Genomic DNA, 19,743 nt, shown 5'->3' on the forward strand with positions numbered 1-19,743 from the left:
TGGGCAAATTTCCATTCAAGAACCGGATGCCCCACTTCGAAACAAAGTCAGCCGCAGGCGGGTCAAAACGGTCATCGAAAATCTGATTTGGCTGGCCTCTCGAATGGTAGAGCATGCCAGACAAACGAAGCTCCGCTTCGGAAGACATAGTCCATGGTTTCAGACATTCCAGCGCATTTACGGGACCTTGTCGGGATAATAGATTGCGAACCTATGTTTCCGTTCAAGCTTTGCACAAGGGAAGCTTTGTTTCGTGATGTCTTTTTCAAGTGAATCGAGTCATCACCTCTGCTTTCTGCGCCTATCGTTACAACTGATAGTGATGGTTCTCTTATTCGTAACCCTTTCACGGATTCAGGACAGAGACTAGATGGAAAACATAGGTTTTTCACGCATTTATCCCCCATCAAAATGAACATTTGTAAAAGCATAGGTTTTCATATCGAAATAAAAACGACGGCCTTCCGCCAAACTTTGTCGTGCCCATCCCTCCTCCAATCGGAGTTCATACTCCGTTCATAATCCTTGCTTAGGATGAAGCTGCATACATCGCAATGATCAGGAGGAATGCCGATATGAGTAAAATGATATCCCGCGATCAGTATGATCGCGCCGCGAGACTGCTAAGCACCGAATGGCAGCGGCATGTCTTCAACGGCCGTGTCGTGCCGAACTGGCTTGCCGGCGGGAACCGGTTCTGGTACCGTCGCGACGTGCGGCTTGGCCAGGAAAAGGGAGCCGAATATATCCTCGTCGATCCGGAGACGAACGCCTCAAAGCCGGCCTTCGATCATGATCGCCTCGCTTCCTCCCTTAGCCGGGAGCTCGGCCGGACGCTGGATCCCCGGCATTTGAAGCTGGAGCGGCTGGACCTGCCCGAATCATGCCATTATATCCGCTTCGATATGGACGGGGAGCGCTGGGAATGCGATCTGTCCAGGTATCGGTGCACCCGCCTCCCGGCCCGGCCGCGGCCAGAGCCGTACGAGCTGCTCTCTCCCGACGGGCAGTGGGGCGCCTACGCCGAGAAGCATAATCTTTTCGTCCGCCATCTCGAGAGCGGGGAAGTGCGGCAGCTCACCTTCGGCGGCGAGCCTTATTATGATTATGCAGGCAGTGTGGAGGCGATGAACCTGAATCTCCGTCCCGAGGTCAAGTCCTTCCCGGCCGCCATATGGTCGCCCGACTCGACGAAGCTCATGACGATGCGGCTCGATCAGCGCTCGCTCCGCGAGCTTCATCTGCTTCAAAACGTGCCGTCTGCGGCAAACGGGGACCTGCGGCCTGTCCGGCATGCGATACGCTATGCTTGTCCGGGCGATTCCCATGTCCCGCTGGCCGACATTGTCATCTGCGATATTGAGCGGCAGGACAGCGTCACCGTGGAGGCGCCCCGGATCATACTCGGTTCCGACAGCCCCTTCAGCCCGCTTGCGCCGCAGGCCGGCTGGAGCAAGGACAGCAAGCAGGTCTTCTACCTGTCGATGGCCCGCGATTACCGTTCGGCCAAGCTGATCGCCGCCGATGCGGAGACGGGAGCGGCGCGAATCGCCGTCGAGGAACAGAGCGATACGTTCCTGTTCATCGATCTGTATCATTTCGGCAATCTGGACTTATACTTGCGGCCGGATCCGAACTTCCGCCTGCTGCATGACGATACGGCCCTCTGGCTCTCGGAGCGCGACGGGTACGCTCATCTGTATCTCTTCGACAGCCGCTCGGGACAGCTCATCCGGCAGATTACTTCCGGCGAATGGAACGTCCGGCGGCTGGCGGCCGTGGATGAGCGCCAGCAATGGATCTATTTCACGGCCAGTGGCCGCGAACCTGGGCGCGATCCGTATTATCAGCACCTGTACCGCATCCGTTTCGACGGGTCCGGCGTGACGCTGCTGACGCCGGAGGATGCGGATCATAAGATCGCCTTCGCTCCGGATCTGAGCTGCTTCACGGACACGTATTCGCGTGTCGATCTGCCCCCGGTATCCGTGCTGCGCCACAACGACGGCAGCCTCGTCCGGGATTTGGAACGGGCCGATATCGAGCTGCTGCTGGCGCAGGGCTATCAACTGCCGGAACGGTTCACGGTCAAGGCGGCGGATGGAGTTACGGATCTGTACGGCATTCTCGTCCCTCCCGCATCCCGCGAACCGGGGCGGAAGTATCCGCTGATTGACTATTTCTATGGCGGGCCCCAGCTTCTCAATACGCCGAAGTCGTTCCTGTTCGAGGCCCCTCTTGATTTCTCCGGCGGCGCCCAATCGTTCGCCGAGCTCGGCTTCGTCACGATCGTGATGGACGGGACGGGGACGCCATACCGCTCCAAGGCGTTCCATGACGCATCCGACGGCAGGCTGGAGCATGCGGCCGGATTGGCGGATCATGCCGCCGCCATCCCGCAGTTGGCCGAACGATACCCGTTCATCGATCCGAAACGCATCGGCATCTGGGGCGTGTCCGGAGGTGGCTACGGCTCGGCCCGGGCCATCCTCGCCTATCCCGATGTCTACTCCGTCGCCGTCTCGGGGGCCGGCAATCACGATCAGCGGGCCTACATTGCGGCATGGGGCGATCGCTTCCAGGGCCTGGCCGGCAAGGAACATCCCGATCGGTATGCCCGTCAGGACAATGCCCAGCTGGCGGCCAATCTGAAGGGCAAGCTGCTGCTCGCGCACGGCGATATGGATGACAACGTTCATATGGCCCATACGATGCAGCTCGTCGATGCGCTGATCCGGGCGAACAAGGACTTCGATTTGCTCATCATGCCGAACGTCAACCACAGCATTCAGTCGAACCCGTATTTCATCCGGCGGAAATGGGACTATTTCGTGAAGCATCTGCTCGGGGCCGAACCGCCCGCCCAGTATGAGATTGCGCCGGAGGCGCAGCATGCGGCCGCTGAGGCCTCCCTATCCATTCCCGACTAAACCTATGAAAATTAAATTGACAAGCGATGCAATCCTGTGTATGATTCTCACATGACAATTTCATTTTCTTGACCTTATCAAGAGCGACTGAGGGAATAGGCCCTATGACGTCCGGCAACCTTACCCATTGCGGTAAAAGGTGCTAAATCCTACAGAATGCGCGGCATTCTGAGAGATAAGTGGTTCCTAACGGTGCAATGCAGCCTCTTTCTCTCATGAAAGAGGCTTTTTTTCATTCGTTGGAATGGATGCCGGCCGGACGAGATAATACAGCATGAACGTTGGAGGGTGAGAGAGATGATAGAGATAAGAAATCTCGTCAAAGAGTACCGGAGCAAGACGGGAACGGTCGTCGGTGTCGACAATGTCTCGCTGCATATCGAGAAGGGCAGCATATACGGCATCATCGGGCGAAGCGGAGCGGGCAAAAGCTCCCTGCTGCGCTGCATCAATCTGCTGGAGCAGCCGGCCTCGGGCAGCATCCTCGTCGACGGCGTCGATCTGACCAAGCTGCAAGGCGAGCAGCTCCGCCAGGCCCGGTTGAAGATCGGGATGATCTTTCAACATTTTCACCTGATTCGATCCAAAACGGTCTATGAGAATATCGCCTTCGCGCTCAAGGCGAACCGGACATCCAAGGCGGATATCGAAGCGCGCGTGACCGAACTGCTGGAGATGGTCGGCTTGGCCGACAAGCGCGACGTCTACCCTTCGCAGCTGAGCGGCGGCCAGAAGCAGCGGGTGGGCATCGCCAGGGCGCTCGCGAACGATCCGCATGTGCTGCTCTGCGACGAGGCGACATCCGCGCTCGACCCGGAGACGACCCAGTCCATACTCGACCTGCTGCAAAAGATCAACCGAGAATGGAAGCTGACGATCGTGCTGATTACCCATGAGATGGAAGTCGTCAAGGCGATCTGCGATCGGATGGCGGTCATGCAGAACGGCCGAGTCGTCGAGGAGGGGCCTGTCTATGAGATCTTTTCGGATCCGCAGCATCCGATGACCCGGTCCTTCATCAGCAGCCTGTTCCAATTCGAGCTGCCCGAGCGCTTGCTCCGGAACAGCGCAGGCACCGTCGTCAAGATTCACTTCGTCGCGCCGCAGGCGGAGGAAGCCGTCATTACCGGCATGCTGAAGAGGTTCGACGTTGAATGCAATATCCTGCATGGCAAAATCGAATATATCCATGATGCGCCCCTCGGCATCCTCATCCTGGAGCTGAACGGCGACCCGGCCGAAGTGCGGCGGGCCATGGATTATATCGCATCACGAACGCACCGACTGGAGGTAATCAGATAAGATGGACTCCCTCATACAGATCTTGCCCGATCTGTACAAGGCGTTTTTTCAGACCTTGTATATGGTGGGCATCTCATTAGTTGCCGCTTTAATTCTGGGTCTTCCTATTGGAATAATATTATTTGTGACGGATAAAGGACTGTTCCTTGAAAATCGCCTCACCCGCGTTATCCTCGGCTTCATCGTCAACATGATCCGGTCGATTCCGTTCATCATTTTGCTCGTCACGCTGCTGCCGCTAACGAAGCTGATCGCCGGCACCACCATCGGCCCGACGGCCGCATCCGTCTCGTTGTCGGTGGCCGCTATCCCGTTCTTCGCCCGGCTCGTCGAGACCGCGCTGCGCGAGATCGACAAGGGCGTCATCGAAGCCGCGGTGTCGATCGGGGCCACGCCGTGGATGATCATCAAGGATGTGCTGCTTCCCGAAGCGAAGCCCGGCATCGTCCAAGGGATCAACATTACGGCCATCAGCCTGGTAGCCTACTCGGCCATGGCCGGGACGATCGGCGGAGGCGGCATCGGCGATCTGGCGATCCGGTTCGGCTATTACCGCTATGACAATACGGTCATGTTCACCACCGTTATCGTCCTCATCTGCCTCGTGCAGCTCATTCAATATGGCGGCGATTTCGCGGCCAAGAAGGTAGACAAGCGCTAACGCAAGCTAACGGAGGCTACAACATCATTTCACATATTATGGAGGGTATCATCATGAAAAAGACAGTCATTCTTCTCTCGCTTATCCTGACATTCGGCCTGCTGGCCGCCTGCGGCAGCGGTTCGTCCTCCAGCGGCGGGGACAATGCGAAGCGGGAGGAGAGCAGAACGTTGAAGTTCGGGGCCACCGCAGGCCCATACAGCGATATGCTGACGAAGGCGATCAAGCCGATTATGGAGAAAAAAGGCTATACGATTGAAATCGTCGAATTCGGAGATTACGTGCAGCCGAACCTGGCACTGTCCAACGGCGATCTGGACGCAAATCTGTTCCAGCACAAAATCTATATGGATAACTTCGCCAAGGAGAACAAGCTGGAACTGACCGATCTGATCGCCGTACCGACGGCGCCGATGGGCATCTACTCCTCGAAATACAACTCGCTCGACGAGATCGCCGGGGGCAGCACCGTCGCGCTGGCGAACGATCCGACCAATCTGGCCCGTTCGCTGGGGCTGCTGCAGGATGCCGGCCTCCTGACGATCAAGGATGACATCGATCCGCTGCGCGTCTCGGAGAAGGACGTCAAGGACAATCCGAAGCAGCTCGTGCTGCAGCCGATCGAAGCCGCCCAGCTGCCGCGGGCCGTCGACAGCGCCGATCTTTCCCTCGTGCCGGGCAACTTCGCCCTCGCGGCCAAGATGAATCTGCTCGATGCGCTGAAGCTGGAAAATATGCCGGACGATTACCGCAACCGGGTCGTCATCAACACGGCCGACAAGGACAAGGCCTTCGCGAAGGATCTGAAGGAAGCGGTCGAGTCGCCGGAATTCGAGCAGATCATCGATGAACAGTTCCAGGGCTTCGGCAAGCCGGAGTGGATGCTGAACCGGAAGTAAGGGAGAACCGATGGGGAGGGAGAGAAAATGACAACGCTGGAACAGCCGCTCATCGTCAGAGGGGCACCCGCCATCTATCGCTGCGAAGCCGGCATCTTGGAGAAGCTGGAGTCCCTGCTCCAGCCGTACGGCTGCCGCCGGGCGCTCGTCGTGCACGGCGAGCGCTCCTGGGAGGCCGCGGCTCCGTATTGGCCGCGGCAGACGGAGCTGACGCTGCTGCCGCTAGCGCACCGCGGCGAGTGCACGCTGGCGGAGGCCAGCCGGATCGCCCGCGAGGCGCGGGCGGCGCAGGCCGATATCGTGCTCGGCGTCGGCGGGGGCAAAGTGATGGACCTCGTCAAGGCGGCAGGCATCGAAGCCGGACTCGACACGGTGCTCGTGCCGACGCTCGCGTCGAACTGCGCGGCCTGGACGCCGCTCAGCGTGTTCTACGATGAACGGGGCCGCTTCACGCATTACACGCTCCATCCGAAAAGTCCGCTCATGGTGCTGGTCGATCCGCGAATCGCCCTGCGCGCGCCGGCCGCTTACCTGCGGGCCGGCATCGCCGATACGCTGGCGAAATGGTACGAGGCCGACGCGCTCGTCCGCCAGTGGAGCCAGCCGCCCGCGGCCGTGCGGATCGCGCACCTCACGGCCCGCCTGTGCCAGACCGCTCTGCTGGAGCACGGCCTGCAGAGCGTGCGGGATGCCGAGCGGCAGCAATTGACGGACGCGTTCACGCTCGCCGTGGAGACGATCATTATGACGGGCGGCACGGTCGGCGGCTTCGGCGACCATGCGGGACGGATCGCGGGAGCCCATTCGATCCATAACGGGTTGACGGCAGCCCCGGCGACGCATCATCTGCTGCACGGGGACAAGGTCGCCTATGGCATTCTCGTCCAGCTCGCGCTGGAGGGCAACCTGGCCGAAGTCGAGCGGCTGCTGCCGTTCTACCTGGATATGGGCCTGCCCCGCAGCCTGTCCGATCTCGGGCTGTCCGCCTCGGATCGCGAGACGCTGGACCGCGTCGCGGCCGCGGCGGTCCTTCCGCAGGAGTCGATTCATCTGATGAACCGGAACGTGACGGCGAACGATGTGCGGCGAGCGATGCTGCAGTTGGAATCAGCGGCCGCCGGAACATAATCAATTTTTTTAATCATCTCGACAAAAAATCAGAAATCCCCCTTATCATCCGCTCCGTGTAAAATGTTGAAAAAAGGGAGGGGATGACTTGGTTTACCTGAGCTTGTCCCACCGTTTCGCACGCTTTGCGCAACAAGAATGCGCGGGCTCCTGCGATCTGTACGAGCATTTGGCGCTGCACATCGCCGCCGATGATGAATTGCTCCGGATCGCCTCGCATGGAAGGCCGGGGCAGCCGGTGCCGAACCTGCTCTTCGGGGCGGTGCAATACTTGCTGCTCTCCGGCGCCGATCACGAGCTGCGCCGCTATTACGACGGGCTCGTCGAATGAAAAAAATGGATGCAAGTCATTATGCAGCGGGGGGAAATGAAGCCATGACCTTACAAGCTACAAGATCATTTTCGGAGAAGCGCCCGGTGTGGACGGTCGTGGTGGTGGAGCTGCTCTTACTGCTTGCCGTCTTCGCCGCCGGAGCGTATGCCACGATGAAGCAGCTCCCTTATACATCAGCGGTGCTGATCGCTTTCATTCCGATTGCGCTGGCGCTGCTGGGCTATTTGAGCGCGAAAAAGAGATGGGCGCACTACGGATTCCGCTCGCTCTCCACTCTCCATGCCCGCGACTGGCTCGACTACGCCCCGCTGCTTGTCGTGCTTATCCTTCTCAGCACCAAGGGATTTCATGATATTTCTCTATCCGAAGCAGACTTTTTCCTGTTCTTCACGCTGCTCGTCGCCTTCGTGGAGGAGACGATATACAGAGGATTGATTCTGAAGACCCTTCTCCGCAAAAGCGCCGCCGCAGCCGTAATCACCTCCAGCGTTCTCTTCTCCCTGACCCATATGCTCAATATGCTGTCGGGACAAAATGCGGCCGACACCGTTATGCAGTTGGTCTATGCGCTTCTGGTCGGCTTCGCGCTCGCCCTGCTGATGGTGAAGCATCACAACATCTGTCCGTTGATTCTTCGTTCATAACTTTATTCAGTTCATCGGGAACGAGAGCAATCTAATCTATGATTCCCTCGTTCTCTTCGTACTGGGCGCGCATTGCGTCTGGCTGCTGAACAGCGCAAAGACATCTGCCCCAAGGCAAGCGCCTCGCTGTGACCCTCATCGCCCGAATAGCTGCCGCATGGACCCGGACTTTTCCGTAAGCCATGCGGTGTTTTGCATATTCCAGTCCTTCCCGGGAAGACTAATTCAAAAATCGGGAAAGGCTGGGATAGTACATGATGGAGGAAACCTGGGTCGTCATCGTCCGATCCATAATCGCCTTCTTCAGCCTCGTGATCTATACACGGCTATTAGGCAAGCAGCAAATGGGGTCTCTCTCCTACTTCGACTATATTAACGGCATCACCATCGGGTCGTTGGCCGGAACATTGGCGACCGATCTCTCTTCGAAGGGCTGGCTGCATTTTATCGGACTTACAGTGTTCGTAATCATTACGTTTCTATTTCAGATTTGGACATTGAAAAGCCGATTTTTCTCCAAAGTGATCGATTCCGAACCGACCGTAGTGATTCAGCATGGCAAAATACTGGAGCAGAACTTAAAGAAAATGCGTATCCGCTTCGATGAAATCATGATGCTGCTGCGCGAGAAAGATACGTTCGATATCACCAAGGTCGAATATGCCATCCTGGAGCCGAACGGGGGGCTCTCCGTCCTGCTCAAATCCGAAGATCAGCCGCTGACGCCGAAAGATCTGAATCGGACCGTCACGCCTGCCCGCATGATGACGGATGTCGTGCATGAAGGCAAAATTTTGACCGTTAACCTCGAACGGAGAAACAAGACGACGAAATGGCTTCATCATGAACTAAAGAAGCAAGGGATTGAAAATATCAAGCAAGTGAGCTTTGCTGCTATCTTGCCTGACGACACGCTATATGTTGACTTGTACAAAGATAACCTGTCCAATGAAACGGATAACCGCGAATAGTTCTTAGCGAGGTGAGCAGCATGCAAAAGAGAAAATGGCTGATGTTGGCCTTGGCCGCTCTTCTTCTCGTTCTTTTCGGAGCCGTCCTGGGCTCGGGCAATTTTTTGAAGCAGCCGATGGGCAAAGAGGATCGGCTTCTTGAAGCGGTCCAGTCCATAGAACAGCATATCGAGAAGAAGAATTGGAATCAGGCCAAGGACAAAATCGAATACGCCTCCAATGCATGGAGACGTATTGTCAATCGGATTCAATACAGCGTTGAACGCGAATACATGTACGACATTTCCGGCATCCTCAGCCGCATCCGGGGCGGAATCGCAGCCAAGGACGATGCCGCTGTCATGGAAGAGGTATATTTTTTCTACGAGCTATGGGAAAATCTCGGCCGCTAACTCACGCATTTCCCCGTCAACGCTTCATACATCCGTTCCAGCGCCGCGGCCCCTTGCTCCTCCGCCCTCTTCGCGGCCATCAGGAGAGCCTCCGCCTCGCTCGCAATCGCCGGCTCGTTAGGCTCTCCGCCATGCGGGAAAGGGAACAGCCGCTGTAGCCCGCGGAGCGCCTCCGCCACGGTAATCGACCGCAGTCCCTTCGTCCACGCCTCCAGCCGATCCACGTCATCACTGTCCGTTACCCGCAGCATGTAGACGAACTTCATCGGCAGCTCGTTCAGCTTCGTGTACGGAAGCGCCCCATCCTGCTGCGGATCGCGGCAGTACAGCTCCTGCTTCTCATCGTCATAGCCGTAGATCAGCCCGAACTCCGGCACGAACAGACTCCACCCGATAACCGGCAAGCCCCGATCGATACTCGCTTGGGCGAACTCTATCGCTTCCCTTCGCTGCTCGGGATCGAACATCGTCGGACCGGCCGCGTTCACATCCGCCTCTATACTTCCTCTCTTTATCATAATGAAAAACAGCGCCGATCGACAAAATATGAGCCGGATTTGCAAAAAAATGAATAAAAATGTATACGAATTGACCGGTGTATGATATCACTAACATAAGGTGAAATAGGTGAATATTAGGAGGAAATGATGAGTTTTCGAGCACAATTTCTGCGAACGTTAATCATCAGCTTATTCGCCATGCTGATGGTTATCCTCATCGTATTGTTCCCGCGCGACCTCGATGTTCTTGTGGATGAATACCGGCTCAACGTAAACTATGACTTTAGTTGGGCAAAGTACGGGAGCAATATCAAGGAATTTTTTGCCGCCCTGTTCGGGGAGGGAAGCCTTGGCATCGATCGTTATAATCTGCCGATCGTAAAGGTCGTGCTGTCTTCCGTGCCATGAGCCTTGGCGTTATCGTCACGGCGCTCGTGCTTAGCTTCGGACTCGGCGTGCTGAAAGGGATTATGGACTACAAGCTGTCGCGGACGAAGTGGAACTTTTTTGGCAACTGGACGACCTGGCTTTTCCAATCGCTGCCCGATTTTCTGATCCTGCTGCTTATCCAGTGGTATGTGATCCGCTATCTGCCCTTTATCCGCTTCTTCTCGACGGAAGAATGGTATTCCTTTCTTCTGCCTGCCGTGCTTGTCTCGATATATCCGACGATGTATATCGCGCGCATCACAAGCGCTTCCATCGCGGATCAGGATGGCAAGATGTACATCATGGTAGCCCGTGCCAAAGGCTTGACCCAGCGTCTCATTTTTTACAAGCACGTATTCTATAACAGCTTCGGGACGATATTGACGCATCTCTCCTCCCTCTTCGTCTATGTCTTGTCCAATCTGCTGATGGTCGAGTACTTCATGAATTTCCCGGGAGCGGCCTATCGATTGTTTCTTGCCATCGATTACAGCGTGCACTTAGGCACTGGCCCCAATTATGAGCCCGGCGTCATCATCGGCATCGCCTTCTGCTTCATGATCATGGTGCTTATCGTCCAGTGGATCAGTCTGGCGGCAAGAAGACATTTCGAAGCGAGGTAAGGAAGGAGAACGACATGAAAAATATTACATTGTGGATCGGAGCCGCGATGCTGGCCATTCTCGTATTCTTTATGTTTTCGGCCCCGAGCTTCCCTTTGTCGACCAAGAATTGCAAGAAGTGAAGCACCGCTTCAACGAGAACAACCGGCTGCAGCTTCCGCCCTATCCGCCCTCGGCACTCAATCCGCTAGGCTCGGACAAGAACGGCGTCGACCTGCTGAGCAAGCTGATTATCGGCACGAAGTCGACCATTCTTATCGTATTGACGATTACGACGGTGCGCTATTTGACTGCGATCCCCCTTGGGCTGATGGCCCGGCGCAAAAAAGGAATCGCTCATTTTATCGTAAACAGCTTGAACCAGGTATTCTCTTTTTTGCCGTCGATCTTTTCCGCTGTGCTGCTGGTGAGCGTCCCTTTTATCCAAAACTCGGGCAACCGGCTGTGGTGGGTCATCTTTTTCGTGGCCGTCATCGAGGCGGGCCGCGTTGCCCATATCATTCAGGAGCATACATATAAGTTGTCACGGGAGCTGTACGTCGAGGCGGGGAACAGTCTCGGCTTGAGCCCGTGGCGGATGTCGAAGAGTTATTATATGCCGGCGATCCTTCCTGAATTGATTGTCAACTTCTGTCTCGATATGGGCAAAGTGATGCTGATTATCGGCCAGATGGGCGTATTGAGCATCTTCCTGACCCATCAATGGATCGAGGTCGACTACTTCACGCCGAAGTTTTTGAACACCAGCCTGGACTGGGCCTCGCTGCTCGCCGAGCACCGGGCCGAAATCTACGTGAACAAGTTCGGCTTCATTTTCTATCCGGCGGCCGCGATCGCCTTCGCCATCCTCACCTTCAATATTTTGGGCGAGGGGCTGCGCCGCCATTTCAACCGACGCATGAACGTATTGCTGTAACCCGCCCCTAACGGCAGGGCAGACGCCAACTCAGCCTGCCGGCTCCGTGTGCCGGCTGCATTGTGGGCGTCTGCTCTCTCGGCTAGGCTGGTGCTCCCGCTTCACTCCGCCGCTTCCCGCTTCACCGGCCTCATCGGCCGCCCCGACTTCGCGCACTCCGAAGCGGCGCAGGTGACAAGCTGCGTGCGGAAGGCATCCGCATAGTCGGATCGAATGCGCGTCGCATATCCTGTCCGCACCGCATCCGAAGCGCTGCCGTCCCAGCATTGGCGGCGGCGCCGCCCAGTTCCGCGCAGCCCTGCATCTCGGCGCACTATCCCCTGGCCTCAGGTCCTCCGCCTATGGCGAGACATGCGCGACGGTGACTCCCACATGCGTACAACCCTGCATCTCGGCGCATTATCCCCTAGCCTCAGGTCCTCCGTCCATGGCGAGACAAGCGCGACACGCGCACATCCACCGTATTCCACGCGGATGCACATCTGTCTCCTTTGCACGCATGCGGCACCACAATGCAACACCCCATATTTCTCTGCCAAAGCCACCTACTCTTCACTTTCCCGCCAATCCTGCAAAATTACAACTTTATTTTTTGAGGCAGACTTACTCGAAGCCAATCCTGCAAAACTACATCATTTTTCCCACAGCCCCCACCTTCCCCCCGTTTTTTCACGAAATTGATGCACCTGTGCAGGAATTTCTTCTTTTCACAGCAAAAACGGCCAAAAATACTGCACTTTTGCAGCATTCGCCCCTCCTCACCACCACGCCCTCTCTCTCGTCAACTCCGCCCCTCCTCTCCTCACCCGCTCCTGTCCTCTCGCCCACTCCGCCCTCCTCACCACCACCACGCTCCTCTCCTCTCGTCGACTCCCCCCTCCTCACCACCACTGTCCCCTGCTTCCAACCTCGACTTCCATCTGCCACAAAGGACAACCACAACCAACCTGCCGAAATCCGGCGGTTCTTCTTGACAACGGAATCTAATTTAACTATTATCTAATTTAACAAATACTTTATTAGATGGATATTAAATTACATAAAACGTGAGGTGTGAGGCATACCATGCAATTGGAAAAGATCGTTGCGTATCATAAGGCGCTCTCCGACCCGACGCGCATCAAAATGCTCGTCCTTATCGCCCAGGAGGAATACAGCGGGCAGCGGCTGGCCGAACGGCTCGGCGTTACCCCGGCCACCATTACCCATCATGCCGCCAAGCTGAGGGAGGCCGCCCTCATTAACGAGCGCCGGGACAAAAATACGATCTACTTTTCATTGAACCATTACTTTATGAAAACAAACGCGACGGCGACCTTTGACTTCATCTATCGCCATGCCGCCCAGAAGGAGGAGAGCCTTTTGCAGGACAAAGAAGCCCAACAGAAATACCAGCAGTCCGTTATCAATAATTTCTTCACCGCGGATGGACGCTTGAAGACGATTCCGGCCCAATTGAAGAAGAAGCTCATCGTACTCGAGCATCTTGTCTCACGCCTGGAGCACGGACGGAAATATACGGAACAGGAGATCAACGCGTTCATCCGTTCCTATCACGACGACTTCGCGACCTTGCGCCGGGAATTCGTCATGCAGCATTTCATGTACCGGGAGAACAGCATCTACGAACTGAACCCGCCGGAAATGTGGGCCTCCTGGAGACAGCTCAAGTAAACCGTGCCCATGCGCCTCGAACACGAAGAGGCAGAACGGACACTAGCTGGCAACCGTCATGACATGCATGGAATATATCCGGTATACTCGAAAAAAACGGGGAGCCAAGCAACAGCGAAAACGCGCGACTGAACAAGCGCGGAAACGAGCAACACCGTCACCAAGTGAACGCCCCACCGAACCAAACGCGCAACGGCCCGGTCCGGGTCTGGATCGCATCCAAGCCCGGACCGGGCCGCTTCATCGCGCCGCTTCCTATGAGCGGCCGGCGTCCGCATAGCGCAGCACGACGCCAATCGTATCCTTCGGCGATTGCTTGTAGCGGGCATAGGCGATGTCCGCCTTCTCCATCGGCAGCTCCGCCGAGATAAGCGGATCCACGCGAATTCGGCCCGCCGCCAGCAGGCGGACATACTCGGCCACATTGCGGCCCTCCGTCCAGCGCACATAGCCGAGCGGATAATCGAATCCGCCTACCTCGTAATCGCGCGCATACCGTCCCGGCCCGCCCGCCCGCGAGATGAGCACCTCCGCTTCCTTCGCGAACATGCGCTCGCGGTCGAATTCCATTTTCAGGTCGCCGACGATGACGACCTTGCCGCGATCCCGCAGCCAGCCGAGCGACTTGTCGATTAGATCGGTCGCGCTGCCGCCGGCGCACAGCAGCACCGCATCGGCGCCCTCGCCGTTCGTCAGCTCGCGAATCGCCGCTTCCAGCTCCTGCGGGTCGGCATAAGCCGCCTCGACACCGGCTTGCTTCAGCATCGCGCACCGTTCCGGCAGGAGATCATAGCCGATGACGGTATAGGCTGCCGCATGGGCCACCTGCGCGATGATCTGCCCCAGGATGCCGAGGCCGACCACCACGACCCGCTCCCCGAATTGAAGCCGCGCCTGCCGCAGCGCGTGAATCGCGATGGCGCCGAGCCCCGCGAAGGACGCTTCCCGCAGCGATACCTGCGGGGGCAGCGGCGCAGCCAGATGCTTCGGCACGGCAAGCAGCGAAGCGTGCTTGACGAACGGCGCCCCGTAGCAGGCCACCCGGTCTCCCGGCCGGAGATGGCCGACGCCCTCGCCGACCTCTCTGACGATGCCGGCGGCGCTGTAGCCCAGGGCGAACGGCCCCTGCACCTTTTGCTGCATCGACATCTCGGTTCCCGGACTTATCGCCGAATAGACGGTGTCCACCAGCACGAAATGAGGCCGGAGCACCGGCGCCTCCTTTTCCACGGTGTGGACGACGCCATCTGTAGATACGACTGCTCTCATGGGTAATCTCCTCTTTCTATGATGTTAAGACTTGATACCGGACATGGCGATCCCTTCCGTGAAATACCGCTGGAAGAAGACGAAAATAAGGAAAGTCGGCACAAAAGAAATCGCCGCTCCCGCCATTTCAATCCCGAAGTTCCCTTCCTTCGTCAGCAGGGACGCCAGTCCGACCGTAATCGGGTACATCTCTTCCGTTGTCATGAAAATCAGCGGCGTGAACAAATCATTCCAGCAGCTGATGAACGCGAACGTCCCGATCGTCGCGATGGCCGGCTTCGCCAGCGGCAGCATAATGCGGAAGAAAATCGTGAAATCCCCTGCGCCGTCGATGTAGGCCGCTTCCTCCAGATCCTTCGGGATCGTCATCATGAACTGCCTCACGAGGAATACCCCCATAATGGCCCACAGCTCCGGAACGATAATCGCCCCGTACGTATTAATCCAGCCGAATTGGCTGAACATGATATACTTCGGAATAATGAGCAGCTGGCCGGGCACCATGACGACAGCCATCATGAGCCAGAACACGATTTCCCTGCCGGGGAACTGCTTTTTGGCGAAAATATACCCGAGCACCGCCCCGAAAAAAATCTGGGTCGCCACCGGGATTAGCGTGATGACAAGCGAGTTCTTAATCCAATGCAGGAACGAACTCTGCCCGATAATGTACGTGAAATTGTACAGCGTCGGATTCGTCGGAATCCAGAACAACGGATCGGCCGTTGCCTTCTCCACCTTTTGCAGCGAACCGAGAATCATCATCGCAAAAGGAAAAAAGAACAGGATGCCGAGAATGACGAGCAGCACATAAATGACGGCCTTGTGCTTCAAACGAATATTCATGCGAACCCCTCCTTCGGATGCCGGCGTTCACTGCGGGCGCGCATCAGTAATGCACCTCTTTGCCCAGCACGCGGCGCTGTACGAGCGATATCGCGAAAATGATGAAAAACAATATATACGCAAGCACGCTGGCATATCCGAGGCGAAGTCCGGTGAAGCCTTCCTCATACAAGTAATACACCAGAGTCATCGTTGCATAGTTCGGTCCGCCGCCCGTAATGAGAAACGCGGAATCGAAAATTTGAAAAGAACCGATCGTCGTAATAATGGCAACGTAAAAATGAATCGGCAGCAGCAGCGGGAACGTCACGCTCCAGAACGTGCGCCAACGTCCGGCGCCGTCGATTTTGGCCGCCTCGTACAAGTGATTCGGAATCGATTTGAGGCCGGCATAATAGTAGACCATCGTGCTTCCCGCCACCTTGAAAATGCTCAGGCCCGCCAGCACGGGCAGCGCCTGCGACGAATTCGAGAAGAACAGCTGCGGCTCGATGCCGAACCAGCTGAGCGCATAGTTGATCATGCCGTACTCGGTTCCCTTGAACATCCATGCCCAGATTCCCGAGATAATGACGAAGGAAGTGACGACGGGCAAGAAGTACAAGCTCTTGAAAAAACCCGCCGCGCGCACGCCCGAATTGACGAGCAGCGCCAGCAGCAGCCCGACTCCCATCGTCGGCACGATATAGTAGACCGAGAAGAGAACCGTATTCCAGATCGCCTTCCAGGCAATCTCATCCGTGAAAAAATAACTCCAGTTCTCAAAGCCGACAAAGGCCGGCGTGCCGATGATAGGCCAGTCCATGAACGTCAGCACGAGACTGAAGGCCAGCGGGAACACTTGGAACACAAGAAAATGAATCAGTATCGGAATCAAAAATACGTACACGATGGCATTCCGCCGGAATTCCTGCCGGAACCGCTCTCCCGGCGGCCGCCGTATGGCAGATTCCCGAGCCGCGGCTCCCTGCTTCACTGTTTGCACGTGCTATCACCTTCCATCCCTGTTAATGAGGCCGGCCGCGCCACGCAAGGCAGCGGGCCGAGCGGCGGCCGGCAAGCTCCGGTCCGCGCCCTCCCGCCGCTCCCCGCCAAGAGTCAGCTTTTTTTCATGTCGTCCTGAATCGCCTTTGCTGCCGCATCCGCCGCTTCCTGCGGCGATTTGCCGCCTTCCAGCATCGCGGCGATCTCGGCCTGGATCTTCGGCATAATCGTGCGCGCCACCGGGCTCATTACGCCAGGACGGGTATAAGCCGTTACCTCCAGGAAGATTTCCATATCCTTATCCCCTTCATAGATGGACGAAGCCGATTTCCGGGTCGGGATATAAGTGGCCAGCTTGTTGAACTTTTTCTGCGCTTCGGTATTGGTCAAGACTTTGATGAATTCCACCGCCGCTTGCTTGTTTTTGCTGTTCTTCGGCACGGCGAACATGCCGACCGTCCCGAAGCTGGCTTGCTCCGCGCCTTTGAGCGGCGGGCCGGCCGCATAATTGAACTTCTCTTCCTTCAAGACGGTTTGGGTGTAGCCCGAGCCCCAGACCGCCAGCATTTTGCCAGACAGGAATTCGGCAAACTGATCCTGATTCGAAATCGAATCCTTCGGAATCCAACCCTTGTCATACATATCTTTAATCATCTGGAACGTGCGGACGCCCGCTTCATTGTTGATGGCGATCTCCCCGTTTCCGTCGATGACGTCCCCGCCTTGCTGCCACAGAATCGGATACAGGGTACCGTTGCAGCATGCCGCGCCGCCGTTGAAATCGCGGGCGTAATAGCCCTTGGCCACGGCCTTCTCGGCCCATACATTGAACTCATCCCATGTCTGCGGCAGAGCCGAAGGGTCCACGCCAATCTCCTTGATGATGTCCGCGTTATAGAACATGAGCTGCGCTTCCTGCAGAATCGGGAGCGCGTACAGCGTCTCCTGATACGTGGCCGCCGCCAACGCGCCCGGGGTGAAATCATCCATCTGATTGTCATCCATATAAGGGGTTAGCGGCTCAAGGACATCCTTGCTGGCGAACTGCGGGATCTGGTCGGGAAGCTGATAGAACACGTCCGGCCCGTTCCCGGCCGCCAGCGCTGTCAATATTTTTTGCTCCCGGTTCTTCCACGGGATTTCCTCCAGCTTTACCTTCACGTCCGGATATTTGCTGTTATATTCCGCGATAATGCCGTCGAACACCGCTTTCATGTCGTTCTTTTTCTCCTCCGACACATAAGGATGAATCCATACCGTAAGCGTGCCGGACAGCGCTTGCTCTTTCTGACCCTCCGGCTGGCCTGCGTCCGAATTGGCCGCTTCCTTCTCCGGGGACTCGGAGCTTCCCGCTCCCCCCGAGCCGCAAGCCGTCAGGAGCATGGACAACGCCAGCACAAAGGCCAGCATCAACAGACTGGAACGTTTCGTCATCTTGTTAGACCATCCCTTCTATTCATAGCTTTTATAATCCAGATGTATACTAATCCCCTTCATTTCCGACCTCGCATCAAATTTCTCACCGGCTTCGAATGAAGATGATTAGGCAGCCCCCGCCTCCCTTCCCTGCTCTCTTTTTATAAAATTCTGTATTGCTCCCGATCATCACGCATGAATTGCAATGACCCAGACAAGTTGTAGTTCATATCTGGTATGTAAACAATCATAGACCCCAAAGAAAGCGCTGTCAATCCTGTTTTTAAAAAGACGAATTAAAGACAGAACGGAATTGGGCGGCCATCCCCCGAGCGTCCTCTTTCATCAAATAAAAAACCGCCCTTAACGGGCGGCTCTATCGGACAGCAGGCTTTCCAGTCTGCTGCACATCGCTGCTTCGTCTTCGAGACGCGACCAATACAGCTTCAGCGCATTGCATACGTGCTGCAGGTCCGCGGATCGCAGCCCCAGCTCCGTGAAGAAGCGGAGGGACGGAATAATCTCGCGGTACATCGAGAAGCGGCTGGGCCGCGGGAACATTTCCTGCCCGTTCCATTCCGCCGCCTTCTTGTGCGCCGGGATGCTGAACGTATGCTGGCGGATGTGAAGCTGGGCCTCGTAGGAGAGCAAGTAATCAACCAGTTCAAGCGCCGCTTCCTTCACCGCCGACGTCCGGTTCACCATCAGGCCGATGGCGAGCAGGAGCGACTTCGCCTCGTTCAAGTAGGGCAGCGGCGCCACCTCGAACGCAAACGGCGCATCCTTCAAATGGTTCAGGCTGAAATAGGTCGCGATAATGACCGACAGCTTGCCCTGCAAGAACAGCCGCTCCGCATCCATATCATTCTCCGACAGATAAGCCGGATACGCGCTCTGCCTGTCAATCAGCTCGCGGGTCAGCCGGAGGCCCTCCATCAGCTTCGTTCCGCAGACAGGGACATGGCCCGCTTCGTCGGACTCGAACCGCCCGCCGCTCTGCAGCAGGAACACAGGCCAGCGGTTGTTCGAGAGCATATGGAAGTAGAAGCCGAACGTGCCCGGCTCCCTTCCGAGCTGCTCCGCTACAGCCATCAGCTCCATCCACCGCCAGCTGCTGTCCGGCTCGGGCAGATCATGCGCCAGGAAATGATCCCGGTTGTAGCAGAGCATGACCGGCGAGAAGATGAGCGGCAGGCCCAGCAGCCTCTCTTCATGCCGGAAGCAGTCCGCGATGAACGGATACAGCTCCGGGCGGGGATCCAGCGGCTCCAGCAGCTCATGATGCCCTTCATCCGCGAGCCAGCGGAAATCGTTGTAATTGACCGTCGCCACATCCAGCATGTCATGCCCGATATAGCCGGATACCGCATCGGGATAGTTCTCGTACGGAAGGGGAACGAGTTCTACCCGGATGTGCGGATGGGTTTGCCGGAAGCGCTCGATAAGCTGATTCAGCGCCGCCTCCTGGATGACGGAACGGTAATATCCGAACCGCAGCTTCACCGTGCCGGACGCCCCTGGATCGGCGACCCGGTTCCCGACCCGCGGCACCTTCTCGATCAGCTTCTCCTCGACGAGACGCTCCAAGCCTTTGCGGACCGAGTTTTTGCTTAATTGGAATTGCTCCGCAAGCGCCACCTCCGAGGGCAAATAATCGCCGGCAGCCCGACGGCCCGTAATAATATCGTCCCGCAGCACGGTAACCATTTCGTCCAATCGCTGTCTAAACGTAGTGCGGCTTGGTCTGCTCGTCATCCTGTACGCTCCTTCGATTCATCGTTACTTGCAGCTCTCTATCGGTAACCTCTATCGTCAGCCTCTGCCA

At 56.8% G+C, this 19,743-nt stretch carries 20 protein-coding genes, 1 pseudogene and 1 riboswitch; of the genes and pseudogenes, 14 read left to right on the top strand and 7 right to left on the bottom strand.

Annotation, left to right across the window (positions count from 1 at the left end; genetic code table 11):
* The 10 genes and pseudogenes from ABD76_RS29035 to ABD76_RS21440 all read left to right on the top strand — a co-directional run.
* Nucleotides 1-199, top strand: a pseudogene (locus tag ABD76_RS29035) (IS1380 family transposase); the annotation flags it as partial.
* A 376-nt stretch (nucleotides 200-575) separates the two neighbouring features.
* Nucleotides 576-2,930 (top strand): S9 family peptidase, encoded by a 2,355-nt coding sequence (locus ABD76_RS21400; protein WP_197259129.1) that lies wholly within the window; start codon nucleotides 576-578, stop codon nucleotides 2,928-2,930.
* Between the two features lie 71 nt (nucleotides 2,931-3,001).
* A riboswitch (SAM riboswitch) is annotated at nucleotides 3,002-3,112 on the top strand.
* 115 nt (nucleotides 3,113-3,227) lie between these two features.
* Nucleotides 3,228-4,232 carry a methionine ABC transporter ATP-binding protein gene (locus ABD76_RS21405; protein WP_197259130.1) on the top strand — a complete coding sequence of 335 codons (1,005 nt, stop codon included), beginning with the start codon at nucleotides 3,228-3,230 and terminating at the stop codon, nucleotides 4,230-4,232.
* A 1-nt stretch (nucleotide 4,233) separates the two neighbouring features.
* Complete coding sequence (locus ABD76_RS21410) at nucleotides 4,234-4,893, top strand: methionine ABC transporter permease (protein ID WP_197259131.1); 660 nt, start codon at nucleotides 4,234-4,236, stop codon at nucleotides 4,891-4,893.
* A gap of 53 nt (nucleotides 4,894-4,946) precedes the next feature.
* Nucleotides 4,947-5,792: a MetQ/NlpA family ABC transporter substrate-binding protein gene (locus ABD76_RS21415; protein WP_197259132.1), complete on the top strand. Its 846-nt coding sequence runs from the start codon at nucleotides 4,947-4,949 to the stop codon at nucleotides 5,790-5,792.
* A 27-nt stretch (nucleotides 5,793-5,819) separates the two neighbouring features.
* Entirely contained in the window at nucleotides 5,820-6,920 is a 1,101-nt protein-coding gene (locus ABD76_RS21420; protein ID WP_197259133.1) for an iron-containing alcohol dehydrogenase family protein, read from the top strand.
* An 88-nt stretch (nucleotides 6,921-7,008) separates the two neighbouring features.
* The gene (locus tag ABD76_RS21425; protein ID WP_242069700.1) at nucleotides 7,009-7,251 is read left to right on the top strand and encodes a DUF2332 family protein; all 243 of its coding nucleotides are present in this window, start codon (nucleotides 7,009-7,011) and stop codon (nucleotides 7,249-7,251) included.
* A 44-nt stretch (nucleotides 7,252-7,295) separates the two neighbouring features.
* Nucleotides 7,296-7,898 (top strand): CPBP family intramembrane glutamic endopeptidase, encoded by a 603-nt coding sequence (locus ABD76_RS21430; RefSeq protein ID WP_242069701.1) that lies wholly within the window; start codon nucleotides 7,296-7,298, stop codon nucleotides 7,896-7,898.
* A 254-nt stretch (nucleotides 7,899-8,152) separates the two neighbouring features.
* Entirely contained in the window at nucleotides 8,153-8,869 is a 717-nt protein-coding gene (locus ABD76_RS21435; protein WP_197259134.1) for a DUF421 domain-containing protein, read from the top strand.
* Between the two features lie 20 nt (nucleotides 8,870-8,889).
* Nucleotides 8,890-9,261 (top strand): DUF4363 family protein, encoded by a 372-nt coding sequence (locus ABD76_RS21440; RefSeq protein ID WP_197259135.1) that lies wholly within the window; start codon nucleotides 8,890-8,892, stop codon nucleotides 9,259-9,261.
* Here ABD76_RS21440 and ABD76_RS21445 read toward each other — a convergent pair.
* Nucleotides 9,258-9,779, bottom strand: a complete 522-nt coding sequence (locus tag ABD76_RS21445; RefSeq protein ID WP_197259136.1) for a hypothetical protein — start codon at nucleotides 9,777-9,779, stop codon at nucleotides 9,258-9,260. The genes ABD76_RS21440 and ABD76_RS21445 overlap by 4 nt on opposite strands.
* A 129-nt stretch (nucleotides 9,780-9,908) precedes the next feature.
* Here ABD76_RS21445 and ABD76_RS29745 point away from each other — a divergent pair, with 129 nt between their 5' ends.
* The 3 genes from ABD76_RS29745 to ABD76_RS21455 all read left to right on the top strand — a co-directional run bounded on the left by ABD76_RS29745 (nucleotide 9,909) and on the right by ABD76_RS21455 (nucleotide 11,729).
* Complete coding sequence (locus ABD76_RS29745) at nucleotides 9,909-10,169, top strand: hypothetical protein (RefSeq protein WP_242069702.1); 261 nt, start codon at nucleotides 9,909-9,911, stop codon at nucleotides 10,167-10,169.
* Complete coding sequence (locus ABD76_RS21450; protein WP_242069703.1) at nucleotides 10,166-10,813, top strand: ABC transporter permease subunit; 648 nt, start codon at nucleotides 10,166-10,168, stop codon at nucleotides 10,811-10,813. Before ABD76_RS29745 ends, ABD76_RS21450 begins: the two co-directional genes overlap by 4 nt.
* A 118-nt stretch (nucleotides 10,814-10,931) precedes the next feature.
* Nucleotides 10,932-11,729: an ABC transporter permease gene (locus ABD76_RS21455; protein ID WP_338125166.1), complete on the top strand. Its 798-nt coding sequence runs from the start codon at nucleotides 10,932-10,934 to the stop codon at nucleotides 11,727-11,729.
* Nucleotides 11,730-11,830: 101 nt separating this feature from the next.
* On the opposite strand, the gene ABD76_RS21460 is transcribed toward ABD76_RS21455, so the two are convergent.
* Nucleotides 11,831-12,043, bottom strand: a complete 213-nt coding sequence (locus tag ABD76_RS21460; RefSeq protein WP_197259137.1) for a hypothetical protein — start codon at nucleotides 12,041-12,043, stop codon at nucleotides 11,831-11,833.
* A gap of 751 nt (nucleotides 12,044-12,794) precedes the next feature.
* Between ABD76_RS21460 and ABD76_RS21465 the strand changes: the two genes are divergently transcribed.
* Nucleotides 12,795-13,403 carry a DUF2087 domain-containing protein gene (locus tag ABD76_RS21465; protein ID WP_197259138.1) on the top strand — a complete coding sequence of 203 codons (609 nt, stop codon included), beginning with the start codon at nucleotides 12,795-12,797 and terminating at the stop codon, nucleotides 13,401-13,403.
* A 255-nt stretch (nucleotides 13,404-13,658) separates the two neighbouring features.
* Here ABD76_RS21465 and ABD76_RS21470 read toward each other — a convergent pair whose 3' ends face one another.
* The 5 genes from ABD76_RS21470 to ABD76_RS21490 all read right to left on the bottom strand — a co-directional run bounded on the left by ABD76_RS21470 (nucleotide 13,659) and on the right by ABD76_RS21490 (nucleotide 19,673).
* A complete protein-coding gene (locus tag ABD76_RS21470; protein WP_172879155.1) occupies nucleotides 13,659-14,672 on the bottom strand; it encodes a zinc-dependent alcohol dehydrogenase in 1,014 nt (337 codons plus the stop codon).
* 24 nt (nucleotides 14,673-14,696) lie between these two features.
* Nucleotides 14,697-15,518, bottom strand: a complete 822-nt coding sequence (locus ABD76_RS21475) for a carbohydrate ABC transporter permease (protein WP_197259139.1) — start codon at nucleotides 15,516-15,518, stop codon at nucleotides 14,697-14,699.
* Between the two features lie 43 nt (nucleotides 15,519-15,561).
* Nucleotides 15,562-16,494 carry an ABC transporter permease subunit gene (locus ABD76_RS21480; RefSeq protein ID WP_197259161.1) on the bottom strand — a complete coding sequence of 311 codons (933 nt, stop codon included), beginning with the start codon at nucleotides 16,492-16,494 and terminating at the stop codon, nucleotides 15,562-15,564.
* A gap of 122 nt (nucleotides 16,495-16,616) precedes the next feature.
* Complete coding sequence (locus ABD76_RS21485) at nucleotides 16,617-17,936, bottom strand: ABC transporter substrate-binding protein (protein WP_242069704.1); 1,320 nt, start codon at nucleotides 17,934-17,936, stop codon at nucleotides 16,617-16,619.
* Between the two features lie 345 nt (nucleotides 17,937-18,281).
* A complete protein-coding gene (locus ABD76_RS21490; RefSeq protein ID WP_197259140.1) occupies nucleotides 18,282-19,673 on the bottom strand; it encodes an extracellular solute-binding protein in 1,392 nt (463 codons plus the stop codon).
* Nucleotides 19,674-19,743 lie beyond the last annotated feature (70 nt).

Source organism: Paenibacillus dendritiformis, assembly GCF_015845845.1.
GTDB lineage: Bacteria > Bacillota > Bacilli > Paenibacillales > Paenibacillaceae > Paenibacillus_B > Paenibacillus_B dendritiformis_C.